This is a genomic window from Parafrankia elaeagni, assembly GCF_000374165.1.
GTDB lineage: Bacteria > Actinomycetota > Actinomycetes > Frankiales > Frankiaceae > Parafrankia > Parafrankia elaeagni.
Genome location: NZ_KB893725.1, coordinates 37,664 through 52,263, shown reverse-complemented (window position 1 = coordinate 52,263; position 14,600 = coordinate 37,664). Strand labels below are relative to the sequence as shown.

Here is a 14,600-nt window from a genome sequence, read left to right as displayed (position 1 = left end):
CTCCCAGCAGAGTTTCCGGGTCGGTCAGCGCGTCGCGGACGAGGCGAGGAGGATGTCGCCGGTGGGCAGATCGACGCCGGGGTTGGTAGTAGGCCCTGAAGGTGACGCTGCTGGGCGGGGCCGTTGACCGAGACTGGGGCGACTGTGACGGGTGAATGTTCGGATGCGGGCGGATCGCTGCACAGCCTCCTCGTCGATCTCGTCCTTTCCGGAGTTGCCCTTTCGGGGGGAACACTGCGACTGCGTGGTGTCGCACAACGTGCTCGAGTGCCTGGTCGACCCGTCGGCGTTGCTCCGTGATGTCGCCCGGGTTCTGCGACCAGGCGGGCGGGCGGTGCTGGGCCATACCGACTTCGAGTCGATAGTGGTAGCGGTCGAGAGTCGGGATCTCACCCGCCGGGTGCTGCAGACCTATGCGGATCTGCCGGTGCTCTACGAGCACATGGCCGCCGCTGATCCCTGGATGGGCCGGAAGCTGGCCGGACTGGTTCGGCGGAGTCCGCTGAGTCTCGAATCGGTACGGGCTTTCACGACGGTTCACGCCGAACTGTCCGAAGCGAGGAGTGCCCGCCTGGACGAGGTGATGACGGCGGTCCGTCGAAGTGCCGAACGAGGTCTCGGTTCGGTCACCGTGAGCGAGGTCGACGAATGGCAGGAACAGCTGTGCACGGCGCGGGCCGCCGGCGAGTTCTTCTTCGCTGAGACGGCGTTTGTCGTGGTGGCGTCGAAGCCATGAGGCGTGACCGGGCCGAGCCAGCGGCCGCCGCGGACTGCTGCGGGCCGGTGCTGGGCCGCCGCCTGACCGGCCTGCGGACGGCGAGGCCCTCGCACGGCCTTGAGGAGACGCACCCGGCCGGTCAGACCCGTCCACGCGACTAACGGAGGGTGATGACTGTCTGGAGATAGGTCGAGGGCAGGGCGACCGCGTTCTCGCTTCCGCCGTAGCGGTCCCAGCGGCGGGCCAGGTCGGTGAGCTCGGCTGCGAGCTGGTCGCGCCCGGCCGGATCAAGGGCTTCGAAGGCCTTGAAGGTCGGGCCGTACCAGCGGCGGAAGAAGGCGACGAACTCCTCGGCGGACGCGAAGCGGAAGGTACACGTCTGTTCGACGGATTCCGCCGTGGCGATCGCGTTGCCGAAAAGGTCGTCCAGGTGTGGGCGGGTTCCCCACAGCAGCGGGGAACTGACTCCGGCCGGCGGCGGGACGAACGTGGAGATGACCCGGAACATCTCCCCGACGAAGCCGTCGGGCGTCCACGAGGCGAGGCCGACGATCCCGCCGGGGCGCGCCGCGCGCACGATCTCGGCGGCGGTGCGCCGGTGGTCGGGCGCGAACATCGAGCCGAAGACGCTGAGGACCGCGTCGAAGCTGCCGTCGGGCACCGGCAGGTGCTGGACGTCGCCGACCCGGAACTCGGCGTCGAGACCTTCGGCGCGGGACCGTGCCTCGGCGTCCGCCAGCAGCTGGGGAACGTAGTCGATGCCGACGACCTGGGCGCCGGCGCGGGCGGCGGCGATCGCGGCGTTGCCGGTGCCGCAGGCGACGTCCAGCACGCGCCAGCCGGCGTGCAGGTCGGCGGCGTCGGCGAGCAGCTCGCTGCTGAGCACGATGCGGGCCGCGACCTTCGCGAAGTTCCCGCTGGACCAGGTCTGCCGCTGGCGTTCCGTGACGGCGGCCAGGTCCGGTGAGGTCTGGGTGGTGGGCATGCCAACTCCTCGAGTCGGTCGCCGTCCGTGATGGTGGCGGCGCACGCAGCCAGCATGCGTCGGGTGGAGGTCGGCCGACGAGTACGGATCTCGTACTGGTCGGAGTCGGCCGGGCGACAGTCGTCGCTCTGTGTTGTCCGGTACCGGATGTGTACTCCCTGCGGCGGGGAGGCGGTGCGAGCATCGGGGCATGGGCCGCCACGTCGAGTACTGTCCGATAGCGCTGGGCGTCGAGATCGTCGGTGACCGCTGGACGCCCCTGGTCATCCGCGAGCTGGGTGTGGGGGCTAGCGGCTTCAACGAGATCCACCGTGGGCTGCCCCGGCTGAGCCGGACGCTGCTGGCTCAGCGGCTGCGCATGCTCGAACGCCGTGGGCTGGTCCGCCGCGCGCCGGCCCCGCGCGGCCAGCAGGTGCGGTACTCGCTGACCGAGGCGGGGCAGGCGCTGTCACCGGTGGTGTGGGCGATCGGCCAGTGGGCGGCCGAGTGGATGTTCGGCGATCCGACGGACGAGGAGTGCGACGGCCTGGGCCTGATGTGGCGTCTGCACCAGTGCGCGATCGCCGGGGTGCTGCCGGAGCGGCGGACCGTGGTCCACCTGGTGCTCACCGGCGCGGGCGCGGCCGAAGGCTGGCTTGACATCGATGACGGTGCGGTCACGGTGTGCCGGGAGGCTCCCGGCCGTGACGACGACCTGACGCTCGAGGCCGAGACGGCGCATCTGCTCCGCTGGCTGATGGGAATGGCGTCCTTCCGGGAGCTGCGGACCAACGGGCAGGTCCGCATGCTGGGCCCGGCCGGCCTGGTGCGGGAGTTCCCGGACTGGTTCAACACGGGCGTCTTCGCCGAGAGCCTGGGCCGGGGGCGGCAACGCCGCACCCAGACCAGCGCGCCCTCCGCGCCCTCCGCGCCCTCCGCGCGGGACGTCGTGCCGGCAGCAGTGCGGCAGGGTGTGCCGGCAGCGCAGGAGACGCTGCCCGCGGTTCAGGAAGCGCTTCCTGCCTGAGCACCACGCGGCGCGACGTCCCCGGCCTCCGCGGCGCCGCTGGCTCCCTCGGATTCCGCTGGCTCCCGGACTCCTGCCGGTTCCTCGGTTCCTCCGGCTTCGCGGGATGGCCGGGCCGCTCCGCCCAGCGAGGTCCCTCCGACGAGGGTCTTCTCGGCCGGGGCCGGGGCCGGGGCTGGGGTCGGGGTCGGGTCGGAGCCGGGCACCGCCGTGCGGCCCGCTGCGTCACCTGTCGCCTCCGCGGCTGAGGCGCTGCCAGCTTCCGCGACCGCCGTGGCTGCGGTTGCTGCCGCCGCGCGGCCTGCCTCGGCGCGGGCGGCCTCGAGCCCGGAGACGGTCCGCAGCGGGACCTCGGGGAGGACCACCGCCAGCACCAGGCCGACCGCGATGACGGCGGCGGCGACCAGGAACACCAGGTCCATCGAGTTCGAGAAGCCGACCATGAACGGGTGGGCGAGCGCCTTGTCGATCTCCTGCAGGAACGCGGAGTCGTCGAGGGATCCGCTGGAGGTGACCTGGCGGAGCTGGTCGGGGTGGGCGGCGGCGGCCGCGGTGAACGCGGAGCTGCCCTGTGCGTCCTGGTAGGCGTCCGCGATCTGGGCGGGTGCCGCGCCGAAGAGGATCGACAGGAAGACCGCGGTTCCCAGGGTGCCGCCGATCTGCCGGAAGAAGGTGGCGGACGCCGTCGCCACGCCGATGTCCCGGGGGGCCACGCAGTTCTGCAGCGCGACGACCAGGGTCTGCATGCTCTGGCCGAGCCCGAGGCCGTACAGCGCCATCATGAGGCTCGTCTGCCACAGCGGTGTGTCGGCGCCGATCCGGGAGAGCAGGAGGAACGCGGCGATCATCGCCGCGGCGCCGATGATCGGGTAGGGGCGGTAGTGGCCGGTGCGGGCGATCAGGCGCCCGGAGATCATGGACGCCGTCATGATGCCGGTCATCAGGGGGAGCATCAGCAGGCCGGCTTCGGTCGGTGACGCGCCCTTGACGATCTGCAGGTAGAGGGGAATGGTCGCGAGACCGCCGAACATCGCGATGCCGAGGACGACCGACAGCGCCGAGCCGACGGAGAACGCGCGGGCCCGGAACAGCCGCAGGGGGATCAGTGCGTCGTCGCCCATGCGCTGTTCGGCGACGATGAACCACGCGAGGCCGAGTACGCCGATGACATAGCAGGCGATGGAGAGGGGGGAGCCCCAGCCCCAGTCGCGTCCCTGTTCGGCGACGAGGAGAAGCGGCACGACCGCCGCGATGATCGCGACGGTTCCCCACCAGTCGATGCGGGAGTCGCCCCGGCTGCGGCCTCCCCGCAGGACCCGGTTGACGGCCACGAGCGCCGCCAGTCCGATCGGGACGTTGATCCAGAAGATCCAGCGCCATCCGGCGAGCCCGAGCAGGCTGTCGCGACCGGACAGGAACCCGCCGATGAGTGGCCCGGCGACGCTGGAGGTCGCGAAGGTCCCCATGAAGTAGGCCATGTACTTGGGGCGCTGCTGCGGCGACACGATGTCCGCCATGATCGACATCGCCAGCGAGAACAGGCCGCCCGCGCCGAGTCCCTGGAAGGCGCGGAAGCCGGCGAGCACGTACATGTCGGACGCGATCCCGCACAGCACCGAGCCGACGATGAAGACCGAGATGGCGATCATGAACAGCGGCTTGCGCCCGTAGATGTCCGAGAGCTTGCCGTAGAGCGGGGTGGTGACCGTCGAGGTGATGAGGAACGCCGTGGTGACCCAGGCCTGGGCGGACAGCCCGTGCAGGTCGTCGCCGATGCTCCGGATGGCGGTCGTGACCACTGTCTGGTCGAGCGCGGCGAGGAAGGTTCCCAGCAGCAGTGCCGTGACGATGGTCATGATCTGGCGGTGGGTGAGCCCGCCCGGTGCCGGTGCCGGTGCCTGCGCCGCGGTCGTCGTGTCGGCGGTCATATGTGGTGTGCCTCCTGCGGCGCGGGTCTGCCCTGGGCGGACGTCTCCCGGCTGAGTCGAGTGGTCTCGGGTCGGGAGACCCAGGTGGGCTGGTGCACCTCCATCTCGTCCCCGAACCTGCGCAGCAGGGTGGTGAAGGTGACCAGGTCCTCGCTGCTCCAGCCGGCGAGCATGTCCTCGTAACGCCGGTTGCGGATCTCGATGTGGTCTCGGTAGACCTCCCGGCCCGCCTCGGTGACGTCCAGGACCACGGCGCGCCCGTCATCCGGATCGGCGCGCCGCTCGACATAGCCGGCCCGGACGAGCGCCGAGACCTGCCTGCTGACGGTGGACGGATCAGACTGGACGGACGCGGCGAGGGCGCCGAGCCGTTTCGGGCCGTTCGCGGCCAGGTGCGAGATCAGGATCTGCGCGGCCCACTCGACATCGTCCCGGGCGCGGGCGAGGTACTGGCTGCGGGCGCGGGCGAGGCCCCGGAGCAGGCGTGCGAGATCGTCGGCGAGCTGTGCCACCTGGTACTCGCGGTTCTCCGGATGCTCGGGGCTCTGTGGGCGCTCGGGGCCCGCCGGATGCTCGTGGCCCGCCGGACGTTGCTGGTCGGTGGGTGCCTTGGTCTCGTCCATGCGCGTGGTGCTCTTCCTGAGGTCGGTCTGCTGGAACGGATGCCGCCGCCGCCGGGGCCGCGGTACCGTCCAGTCGCATGATCCGCCAAGCCGTTCGTCCTGGCAATTTGGCTGCAGCATACAACTAGTCCGGCCTCCGGTCTTTCTTCCGGTAACGCGCCGTTCAGGTGACCTGGACCACAGCGACAGGCCCGCGCGATCCCGCGGATCCGCGGTCCGGGATCAGGGTGCCGCCGGTGGACGTCCGGCCAGTGAGCGCAGGACGGTCTCGGCCTTCACCGAAAGCTCCTCGGCCTGGGAGAGCAGGGCGTCCGCACGGGCGTCCAGCGCCCGCTGCGAGGCGGCGAGATCATGATCGCTGACGACATCCGGAGACGCGTCGGGCCGGCCGGCCGCCGGACCGTTCGCCGGGGGCGGCGGCGAGGCGGCCGGCCCAGGCGCGGAGGCGCCCGTGGGGGTGCGCTGCGGGCGGGGCGGACTGCCTGGCTGCGCTGGCTCGGCCCGACCTGCGCGGGCCGAAACCCGACCGGCCCGCGGGGGCGCGGCGGACGAACCCGGCGTCACCGGCTGGGCCCGGTGCGGGTGTGGGGCGGCGGGGGGAGTGGCGCCTCCGGGCGTCCTGACCGGTCGGGGTGCTGTTCCGCGCGGGACGCGGGCCGACGGGCGACCCGCGCCCGATCGCCGGCCACGGCCTCTCATCCCGGTGGTCGCCTCGCTGGGCTCCGCGACGCCGGTGGATGCAATGGCCGCTGTCCGGCCGCCGGGGGCGGGCGTGGTGTCCCGCGGGGACGGGGTGGGCTCGACGGGAGGGGCCGCCAGGGCCGTCCGCAGCCGAACCCGGGCCGAGAGCCGTCTGAGCGAGGTCCCGAGCGTGCCGGGTTCCGCTGATCGTGCACTGCTGCCTGGCTCGAGCCCGCCTGGCTCGAGCCCGCCTGGTACGGATCCGTTGGGAACGGATCCGTTGGGAACGGTCTCGCCCGCAGGGGCGTCTTCCGCCGGCGTCGTCCCCGGAACGCCCGCCACGGCCGTGGTGCAGTGGCCGTCGGACCGCCCGCCCGCGCGCATCGTCTGGATGCGGGAATCGAGATGGTCCCGGTCGTCGACGAGCCGGGCGAGTTCGCAGTGGATGCGGTCCAGGTCGTTGTGCAGCCGCCGGCACTGGCGGCGCTGCGCCCGGTCGGTGCTGGCGCGGCGCCCACGGATCAGGTCATCGCGCAGCAGTTCCAGATCGCGGTGGAGCAGGTCCTCGAGCCGTGAGAGCTGGCCCTGGGACGTCCGCGCGCGCAGCCGGGAGAGCTGCCCGGTGACCAGCGGCGAGGCGGCCAGGGCCCGGACACCCAGGATCATGATGGCGAGACCCGCGATCTCACCGGCGATGGCGAGCGGGTTGAGGCGGAGCATGCCGCCGAGCAGGAAGACTCCGATCGCCACGCCGCCGAGGGGCTCGAGGCTGACCGCGGCGGGCAGGGAGGCGGGCAGCGGGGCCATCTCGTAGGCGCTCTGCAGCAGCAGGCCGCTGCTCAGCGCCACCACGACGACCGCATAGGTCTGCCAGGACGTCGGGACGGCCCCGATGCCGGACGTCTCCACCAGCCGGCCGACGCTCCCGATGAGGGCGCCCTGCAGGGCGGAGAGCAGGCCCGCGCCGCCGGCGAGCAGGGTGGCACGGCGCGCCGGGTCGAGCCGGCGGGTGCCGAGCACCGACCAGGCGGCCAGGCCGCCGATCGAGCCACCGGTCAGGATCCAGCCGAGCGTTGTCGCCGCTTCGACCTCGCCCTGGTGCGGATCACCCGCGAGGAGGAAGGTGGCCAGGCCGAGCGCGGTCGCCATTGCGGCCAGCCAGTCCCGCCGCGGGACCCGTCTTCGCGCCCAGAACGCGGCCAGCGGCAGCGCGAAGAGCAGCTGGCAGACCTGCAGCGGCGCGACGAAGGCGACGGTCGACCGGGCGAGCGCGGCCGCGGACGCGAAGGTCCCGACCGCGGACAGGAGCACACCGAGGTCCCACATCGGACGCCGGACCAGCCACAGCAGCAGCCGCAGCCGCAGCACGTCCTCGGGCGGCGCGTGGAAGGCCACGCGCTGCTGGATCACTGCGGCGACGCCGAAGCACACCGCGGATCCCAGGCCCAGCAGGTAGGTCGTCAGCATCCCTGGTCTCGTTCCGCGCCGGGCGGCGCTACCTGTACATATCCTGCCCGATCACCCGGCGGAGCCGGCAGGGCCCTCCCGGTCAGCACCGGTGAGATCACACGATCCCAGCCTGATCCGGCCCGCTCCGATTTCCGGCCCGCTCCGCCTCCGGTAGGCGCGCCTCCGGTCAGCGCGCCTTCGGGTTTACCGCCGGCGGGCGCGCGGTCGTGGGACGTCCCGCCGTCGGGCGCGCCGGCTGCCGCGTCGACGTCCGGGGTTGTCGACGTCCGGGGTTACGGGGCGCGGGGCGCGGGGAACCGGGCCGCGTCAGGCTCCGGGAGGCGCGGGGGCGTCGGGGCCGCCGTCCGGCGGCTGCTCGTCCCGCGCCAGGAGCGGCTCCCGGGCGAGGCGTTCCGCCTGGGCCCGGACAGCCCCCTCGTCGCCGCGCCAGGCCGCCGCGGTGACCGCGTGGACGACCGCGGAGAGCAGGGTGAGCCGGTCGAACGCGGCCTGGTGCGGGGTACGGCCGTCGGGGCGCCGGTGCAGCGTGGCGTACAGGCGCGGCAGGGCGAGGTACTCGTCGAGCACCCCCGGCAGATGATCGCGGACTGTTCGCTCGATGGCACGGCCCGCGCTGTCCGCCGGGCCGTGGGACCGGCCCGCGAGCCCGGGGTCGTCAAGGAACTCACGGACCGCGTCGGCGAGATCGCGCACCGCCGAGACCAGGTCCGGCTCCACGGGGGTGGACCGCCCGGCCAGCCTGGCGATCTGCGCGTCCAGGACGTCCCGCACCTGGGCCCGTCCACCGCTGTCCCGCGCCTCGTGCCGCTCCGCCTCGTGCTGTGTCGCCTGGTGCTGTGTCGCCTGGTGTCGCGCCGCTTCGTGCCGCGCCGGCACGTCCGAGGGGCCGCGGGGGTCTGGCGGGCGGGGGACCGGGCGCGTGGGGCGGCGGGCCGGCATGGCGAGGGCGCCCGCGGCGTAGAGCGCGGCGGTGGCGAGGGGCCAGTACGGGGCGGGCACCACACCGGTGGCACCGAGGGCGATCCCGCACAGCCCCGCGGCGCAGCCGGCCGTGTTCCGGGCCGAACCCAGCCAGGAAGCAATGCGCTTACTGATAGCCACGTATTTCACGGAACGCCTCGGAGAGGGAGGACGACCGCGCGTCGAACATCGCGCCTCCCGTCTCGTCCGCGATGGCGCGCATCTCGTCGATCTGGGCATCCCCGAAGACCACGGAGAAGGTCCGCACCGCCCGCGCGGTGTCGGGGAGCGCCCGATAGGCGGCGCGGAAGGCGTCCGCCGTCTCGCCCTGGTTGTTCTCCCCGTCGGTCATCAGCACGATCGAGGTCAGGTGGCTCGGGTCGTCCCCCACGGCGTCGGACGCGTAGCGGTAGGCCGCGTTCAGCGCGGTGTAGATCGCGGTGCCGGAGCCCAGGGTGAGGCCGTCGGCGGCGGCGGTGATCGCCGCCAGGTCGCGGGAGCCGGGCGCCGGGTCGGTGACGGTGAACTCCTGGGTGCGGTGCACCACCCCGCTGAAGGTGATCAGGGTGACGCGCTCCCGCTCGCGGAACCGGGTGAACCGCCCGGCCAGCGAGTCGTCGGCACCGGCCAGACCGGCGAGCGTGGAGCGCAGCAGGGCGAGCCGTTCCCCCTCCATGGACGGGGAGACGTCCAGGACGAAGATCGCGTGCGCGGGGCGGCGGAAACGGCCCAGGTAGGCGGTCAGGAGCTGGTCGGCCACGGCGCGGGTGGCGGGGAAGGGCAGTTCGGCGGGCAGCGGCCCGGTCGGCCACGGCGCGGGGTCGATCCGCACACCGGGAGTGGCGGGGCGCCGGTGGGTCTCGGTCGCGAGGCGGCGCTGGACGTCCGGTGTGCGCAGCCAGCTGACGAGCGCGTCGTAGGCGGCCCGGCGGTCGGCCCGCAGGAGCTGCAGCGGGTAGTCGGCGGTGATGATCCCGTCCCGCGGGTAGATGATCGTCAACGGTGTCGAGCGAAGCCTGTCGGCGTTGAGCGCGAGGATCTCCGACTCGTAGTTGATCATCGCGCCGACGGGGGTCGCCGACCGGACGAAGGCGTCCGTCAGCCAGGCGGAGCTGCCGGCGGTGAGGACCTGCCCGGAGAAGAAGGACGTCAGCGCGTCGGGCCGGATGTCGTCGACGGTGAGGGCGTCGGCGGTGCCGGCGAGGGCGGCGGCGATGCCGGTCAGCGCGGAGAAGCCCGAGTTGGAGGCGGCGGGGTTGGTCATCGCGTAGGTGAGCTCACCCACCGCGACCTTCTCCGCGACGTCCGCCCAGGTCACGGACGAGTTGCCGACCCAGCCGAACCGCTGCGCCAGCTCGGGTCGCACGCCGACGACCACCGGGGACATCATCGTGGTCGACCGGGCGACGACGGTCTTCGGGTCGTCGAGGGCGAGGTGCAGGTAGCGGTCGGAGGCGAGCCACGCCGCGTCGGCGTCGGCCCGCCCGCCCGCGATCCGGTCGACGGCGTCCAGGGTCCCGGCGTACTCCAGGGTGACCTCGACGCCGCTCTCGCGCTGGAAGTCCTCGAGGATCCCGCCGAGGTCCCGCAGCTCCGAACCCGCCAGGATGCGCAGCGTGCCGCCGACCCGGCCGGGCCCGCCGGTCCCGTCCGGCCGGGTGGGGGATTCGTCCCCGCCGGTGCAGGCTCCGGCACCGGCGAGGACGGCGAGGACCACGAGGACCGCCAGGCACGCGGCCGCGCTCCGCCGCAGCCGGCCCGGGATCGGGCGGTGGATCATCCGGTGCCTCCCCGGTAGCGTTCCTCGATACGGCCGATCATCCGCTCGGAGATCTCCTGGCTGGGCGGCTCGACGACGTCGATCAGCTCGGGCGGCCCGGAGCCGGTGTTCGCGGCGCTCTGCCCGCGTTCCTGGCCCGCGGCGGCCGGGTCACTGGGCCGGAAGCCGTGCCGGACGGCGAGCCGCACCAGCCCCGGGTCGGTGGTCAGCAGCTGGCCGACCGCGTCCCCGGCGTCGGTGAGCGGCACCACGGTGTGCCGGGCGTAGATCGTCGGCGTCGGGTAGAGAAGCAGCATCTGGCTGGTGATCGAGCCGTCGTTCGCGCGGACCCGTTCCAGGAACTGCGCCTCGTAGATCATGACGAGTGGCGCCTTGCTCATGCCGATGGAGAGGTACTCGTCGAACGGTTCCGCGGTGGTGCTGTTGAGATAGCCCTGCCGCAGGAACAGATCGGCGGCGAGGGCGGCCATCTCGTCGGCCCTGGCCGGATCGGTGACCACCTGGTCGTCGTTCGCCACGTAGGAGACGAGCGCCAGGTACAACGCCGCCGAGTTCGAGGTGCGGACGTCCGTCGACCCGATGAGCACCGAGCGGTCGGTGGCGTACACGGTGTCGGCGCCCGGCAGCTGGGACCAGCGCCGGCCCGCCGCGACCAGGTCCAGGTAGGCGCGCATGTCGAAGAAGCGCACATCGCCCTCGGCGCGGACCACGCCGGCCCGGGTCAGCAGCTCGGCGATCGGGCCGAACGTGGCGATCGCCATCGGCGAGTAGAACGGCTGGTGCGAGCGGGTCAGGTTGTGATCGCGGCGGATGCGGTCGGCCTGCGGGGTGTTCGCGGGGAAGACGAGGTCGTAACCGCTCAGGTCCGGCCGGGTGGCGATGTCGCGGCTGCCGGCGATGTCGACGGTCAGCCGGTAGCCGGCGTCCGCCAGCGCCCTGGTGACGTCGGGATCGGTCAGGAACGACCGCTTCTCCGATCCGACCAGGGCGCGGACGGTGACCAGCTCGTCGCCGCCGCCCGCGCCGAGGCGAGGCACGACCGCGAGCGCGGCGACTCCCGCGACGAGCAGGAGTGCCAGCGCGGGTCCGAGGACGCGGGTCAGGCGCACCACGCGATCATCAGGGCACGGAACGGCCTGCCGGTGTCGCCGCCGCGACAGTACGGAGGGTGTTCACCTGAATGTCATGCAGAACACCCGTCTGGCGGATGTCGGCCACCTGTGTCGGGGCTCCGTTGTTGCGGTTGGCGTAGTCGCCGTCCGCCCGACCCCGGGCCGTCATGTCTGATCCGTTCCCGCGTTCTCCGTGATTGCTTCGCTTGGTGGCGCGCGCCGCCGGCGACGGACGCCGTCGCCGCGCTGGAGGATCTGTGGAGCCTCGCGGGCAGGATGTTCGCGGCAGCGAACCGGCCGGTGACCCCTCGGCCGACCCGTCGGCGCAGTCCCGGCGGGGGGTGGGCCGGCGCGGACTGATCGCCGGTCTCGCCGCCGCGCCGCTGGTCGTGGCCACCGCCTCGGCCGCCTCGGCTGCTCCGGCCGGGTCCGGCGCGCCGGCGGACGGGCGCCCCGGCGGTCCCGGCCGCGGGAACCGGACGCTGGTGATCGGCCACCGCGGTGCGTCGGGCTACCGCCCGGAGCACACCCTGGCCTCCTACGAGCTCGCCGCGCGGATGGGCGCCGACTTCGTCGAGCCGGACCTGGTGGTGACGAAGGACGGTCATCTCGTCTGCCGGCACGAGCCGGAGATCGGCGGCACGACGGACGTCGCCGACCGCGCCGAGTTCGCCGCCCGCCGGGTGACGAAGCAGCTGGACGGCGTCGCCGTCACCGGCTGGTTCACGGAGGACTTCACCCTCGCCGAGCTGAAGAAGCTGCGGGCGAAGGAGCGACTGCCCGCGGTCCGGCAGGAGAACACGCTGTATGACGGCCGGTACGAGATCCCGACCTTCATCGAGGTCCTGGAGCTGCGCCGCCGCCTGTCGTCGGAGCTCGGCCGCGAGATCGGCGTCTACCCGGAGACCAAGCACCCGACCTACTTCCAGCAGGCCGGGCTGGCCCTCGAGCAGCGGCTGCTGGACATCCTGCACCGCAACGGGCTGAACACCCGCACCGCGCCGGTGTTCGTCCAGTCGTTCGAGACGAAGAACCTCGGCGACCTGCGCCGCCGCGGCCTGCGGACGAACGCGGTGCAGCTGCTGAGCTCGGCCGGGGCGCCCTACGACCTGGCCGCCGCCGGCGACCCGCGCACCTACGCCGACCTGATCACCCCCGCCGGGCTGAAGGGCATCGCGGCCTACGCGAACGGCGTCGGCCCGGAGAAGGGCCAGGTCATCCCGGTCGGCGCGGACGGCAAGCTCGCCGCCCCGACGGCTCTGGTCCGTGACGCGCACGCCGCCGGGCTGCTGGTCCACCCGTACACGTTCCGGGCGGAGAACCAGTTCCTGCCGCCGGGCCTGCGCCGGGGGACCGTCACCAGCGACTACGGCCGCGCCATCGACGAGCAGGTCGCCTACCTGCGTGCCGGCATCGACGGGGTGTTCACCGACAACCCGGACATCGGCGTCGTCGCCCGTTCCGAGGTCGCCGGCCGCTGACCCGGTTCCCGCGGGCCCGGTTCCCGCGGGCCCGGTTCCCGCGGGAACGAGCCCGCGGCCCCGCGGAGCCGGCCAGAACTCAGGATGGGTAGAGCTCGGTCTGCTCCACCTCGGCGATCGTGGCCTGCGGTGGCGGCAGAAAACCCAGCTGGACGGTCCGCGGCTTCAGCAGGGCGCTGAGCAACCAGTCGGCGGCCACGTAGGCCCGGTTGGTCGCCGACCTCAGCGCCATCAGGTGGTAGCCGCGGGTGACGGCCGCGGCGGGCAGGCCGGAGAGGTTCAGGCCCAGCGGGTTGGCGACCGCGTCCGCCCCGCCGAGGTCGACGACGAAGCCCAGGTCGCGGTGCTGGTACGGCCGCATCTCGCCGAAGCCGAGCGAGGCGGCGATGTTCCGTCCCGCGGCGGTGCCCTGCCGGACGGCGTTCTGTGCGGTCTGCCCGGCGGGGACGCCGCCGCGGGTCGTGTCCGGCACCGCGGCGGCGTCCCCGAGCGCGAACACCCCGGGCAGGCCGGGCACCCGGAACTGGTCGTCGACGACGATGCGGCCCCGCACGGTCTCCGTCCCGAGTGCGCGGACCAGCGGGTTCGGGGTCACCCCCGCGCACCAGACCAGTGTGTGGGCCGGCACGACCTCGCCGGTGGTGAGCGTGACCGCATCCGGACGGACCTCGCGGACCGAGGTGGACAGCTGGACCTCCACCCCCCGCTCCCGCAGCACCTTCGACGCGCCGTCGCCCAGATGTTCGTCCAGCTCGGGCAGGACCCGGTCGGCGAGGTCGACCAGCAGCCAGCGCACCTCGTCGACCCGCAGCCGCGGGAACTGCTCCAGCGCCTTGACGGTGAACCGGCGCATCTGCGCGGCCAGCTCCGTCCCGGTGTAGCCGGCGCCGACGACGACGAAGGTGCAGCGCGCCCGGCGCTCGGCCTCCTGGGCGCTGGCATCGGCGTAGGCGAGCTGACGCAGGACGTGATCGCGCAGGTAGACGGCCTCGGCCAGGTTCTTCATCCCGAGCCCGTGCTCGGCCAGACCGGGGATGTCGAAGGTCCGGGTGTGGGCACCGGGAGCGAGGACGAGCCGGTCCCAGCCCAGTGTGAACGGCGTGCCCGCCCGGCTGAGCACGGTGACCGTCCGGCCGCGGGTGTCGATCTCGGTGGCATGGCCCAGGTGGGACACCGTCCGCCGCAGGGTCCCGCGGACGGACACCGCCAGGTGCCGCGGCTCGATGTCCCCGGCGGCGACCTGCGGCAGCAGCGAGGTGTAGAGCAGATGGTCGACGGGGGAGACGACGGCGAGTTCCGCCGCGCCCGCGGGCAGCCGAGCCTCCAGGTAGCGGAGCACGCCGAGACCCGCGTAGCCGCTGCCGACGACAACCACCCGCGGCCGGCCTGAACCGCGCCCGGCGAGGGCGGACCTGGCCTCCCGCGAGGTCGTGACCTCCCGCGAACTGGCGGCCTCCCGCGGGCTCGCGGTCGCGGTCGTGGTCTCGGCGGGGGCGGCGTTCGTGTCCGTGGTCCGTGCCGTGGTCGCTGCCGTCGGCCCGGACCCGGTCTGGCGCCAGCGCTCGGCCTGGCGGATGAGGCGGGCGACGGTCGGCGAGTTCCTCATGGCAGCGCTCCTCATCGGCGAGCGGTCGCGATCCGGGCGAGTGGTCGCGATCGGGCGAGCGGTCGCGTCCCCGGCAGTGTTCCCGGCGTTGTTTCCGGCGTTCGCGACGGCCTTCCCTGGAGGGCCGGTCCCAACCCGTGCTCCGGCCCGGAGGAGCCGGGGATTCCCGGGCGGCGAAATCGTCGCTTGTGGTGACACCAGAACCGGAATGGTGACGTCACGAGACTGAACCGTCACTGAACCGGATGGG

At 73.2% G+C, this 14,600-nt stretch carries 12 protein-coding genes; 3 read left to right on the top strand and 9 right to left on the bottom strand.

Annotated features, from left to right (window positions below; genetic code table 11):
- The first annotated feature begins 163 nt into the window (after nt 1-163).
- Nucleotides 164-736, top strand: a complete 573-nt coding sequence (locus B207_RS34070; RefSeq protein WP_084692166.1) for a methyltransferase domain-containing protein — start codon at nt 164-166, stop codon at nt 734-736.
- Nucleotides 737-875: 139 nt separating this feature from the next.
- On the opposite strand, the gene B207_RS0115665 is transcribed toward B207_RS34070, so the two are convergent.
- Nucleotides 876-1,703: a class I SAM-dependent methyltransferase gene (locus B207_RS0115665; protein WP_018637495.1), complete on the bottom strand. Its 828-nt coding sequence runs from the start codon at nt 1,701-1,703 to the stop codon at nt 876-878.
- A 190-nt stretch (nt 1,704-1,893) separates the two neighbouring features.
- Between B207_RS0115665 and B207_RS34065 the strand changes: the two genes are divergently transcribed.
- Nucleotides 1,894-2,709 (top strand): winged helix-turn-helix transcriptional regulator, encoded by an 816-nt coding sequence (locus B207_RS34065; RefSeq protein ID WP_018637494.1) that lies wholly within the window; start codon nt 1,894-1,896, stop codon nt 2,707-2,709.
- On the opposite strand, the gene B207_RS34060 is transcribed toward B207_RS34065, so the two are convergent.
- From B207_RS34060 to B207_RS39790, 7 genes are all read right to left on the bottom strand, one after another.
- Nucleotides 2,688-4,637, bottom strand: a complete 1,950-nt coding sequence (locus B207_RS34060; RefSeq protein ID WP_018637493.1) for an MDR family MFS transporter — start codon at nt 4,635-4,637, stop codon at nt 2,688-2,690. The two genes, B207_RS34065 and B207_RS34060, sit on opposite strands and share 22 nt — an antisense overlap.
- Entirely contained in the window at nt 4,634-5,260 is a 627-nt protein-coding gene (locus B207_RS0115650; RefSeq protein WP_018637492.1) for a MarR family winged helix-turn-helix transcriptional regulator, read from the bottom strand. Before B207_RS0115650 ends, B207_RS34060 begins: the two co-directional genes overlap by 4 nt.
- Before the next feature lie 222 nt (nt 5,261-5,482).
- On the bottom strand, nt 5,483-7,408 hold the full coding sequence (locus B207_RS41490) for a DMT family transporter (protein WP_018637491.1): 1,926 nt from the start codon (nt 7,406-7,408) through the stop codon (nt 5,483-5,485).
- A gap of 309 nt (nt 7,409-7,717) precedes the next feature.
- Nucleotides 7,718-8,512, bottom strand: coding sequence for a hypothetical protein (locus B207_RS34055; protein WP_018637490.1), 795 nt, complete (start codon nt 8,510-8,512; stop codon nt 7,718-7,720).
- Nucleotides 8,499-10,151 (bottom strand): substrate-binding domain-containing protein, encoded by a 1,653-nt coding sequence (locus tag B207_RS0115635; protein ID WP_018637489.1) that lies wholly within the window; start codon nt 10,149-10,151, stop codon nt 8,499-8,501. Before B207_RS0115635 ends, B207_RS34055 begins: the two co-directional genes overlap by 14 nt.
- On the bottom strand, nt 10,148-11,263 hold the full coding sequence (locus tag B207_RS0115630) for a hypothetical protein (protein ID WP_018637488.1): 1,116 nt from the start codon (nt 11,261-11,263) through the stop codon (nt 10,148-10,150). Before B207_RS0115630 ends, B207_RS0115635 begins: the two co-directional genes overlap by 4 nt.
- Before the next feature lie 7 nt (nt 11,264-11,270).
- The gene (locus B207_RS39790; RefSeq protein WP_018637487.1) at nt 11,271-11,432 is read right to left on the bottom strand and encodes a hypothetical protein; all 162 of its coding nucleotides are present in this window, start codon (nt 11,430-11,432) and stop codon (nt 11,271-11,273) included.
- Nucleotides 11,433-11,604: 172 nt separating this feature from the next.
- On the opposite strand from B207_RS39790, the gene B207_RS0115620 reads away from it, so the two are divergent.
- Nucleotides 11,605-12,744, top strand: a complete 1,140-nt coding sequence (locus tag B207_RS0115620) for a glycerophosphodiester phosphodiesterase (protein ID WP_035740833.1) — start codon at nt 11,605-11,607, stop codon at nt 12,742-12,744.
- A 79-nt stretch (nt 12,745-12,823) separates the two neighbouring features.
- On the opposite strand, the gene B207_RS0115615 is transcribed toward B207_RS0115620, so the two are convergent.
- The gene (locus B207_RS0115615; RefSeq protein WP_018637485.1) at nt 12,824-14,350 is read right to left on the bottom strand and encodes an NAD(P)/FAD-dependent oxidoreductase; all 1,527 of its coding nucleotides are present in this window, start codon (nt 14,348-14,350) and stop codon (nt 12,824-12,826) included.
- Nucleotides 14,351-14,600 lie beyond the last annotated feature (250 nt).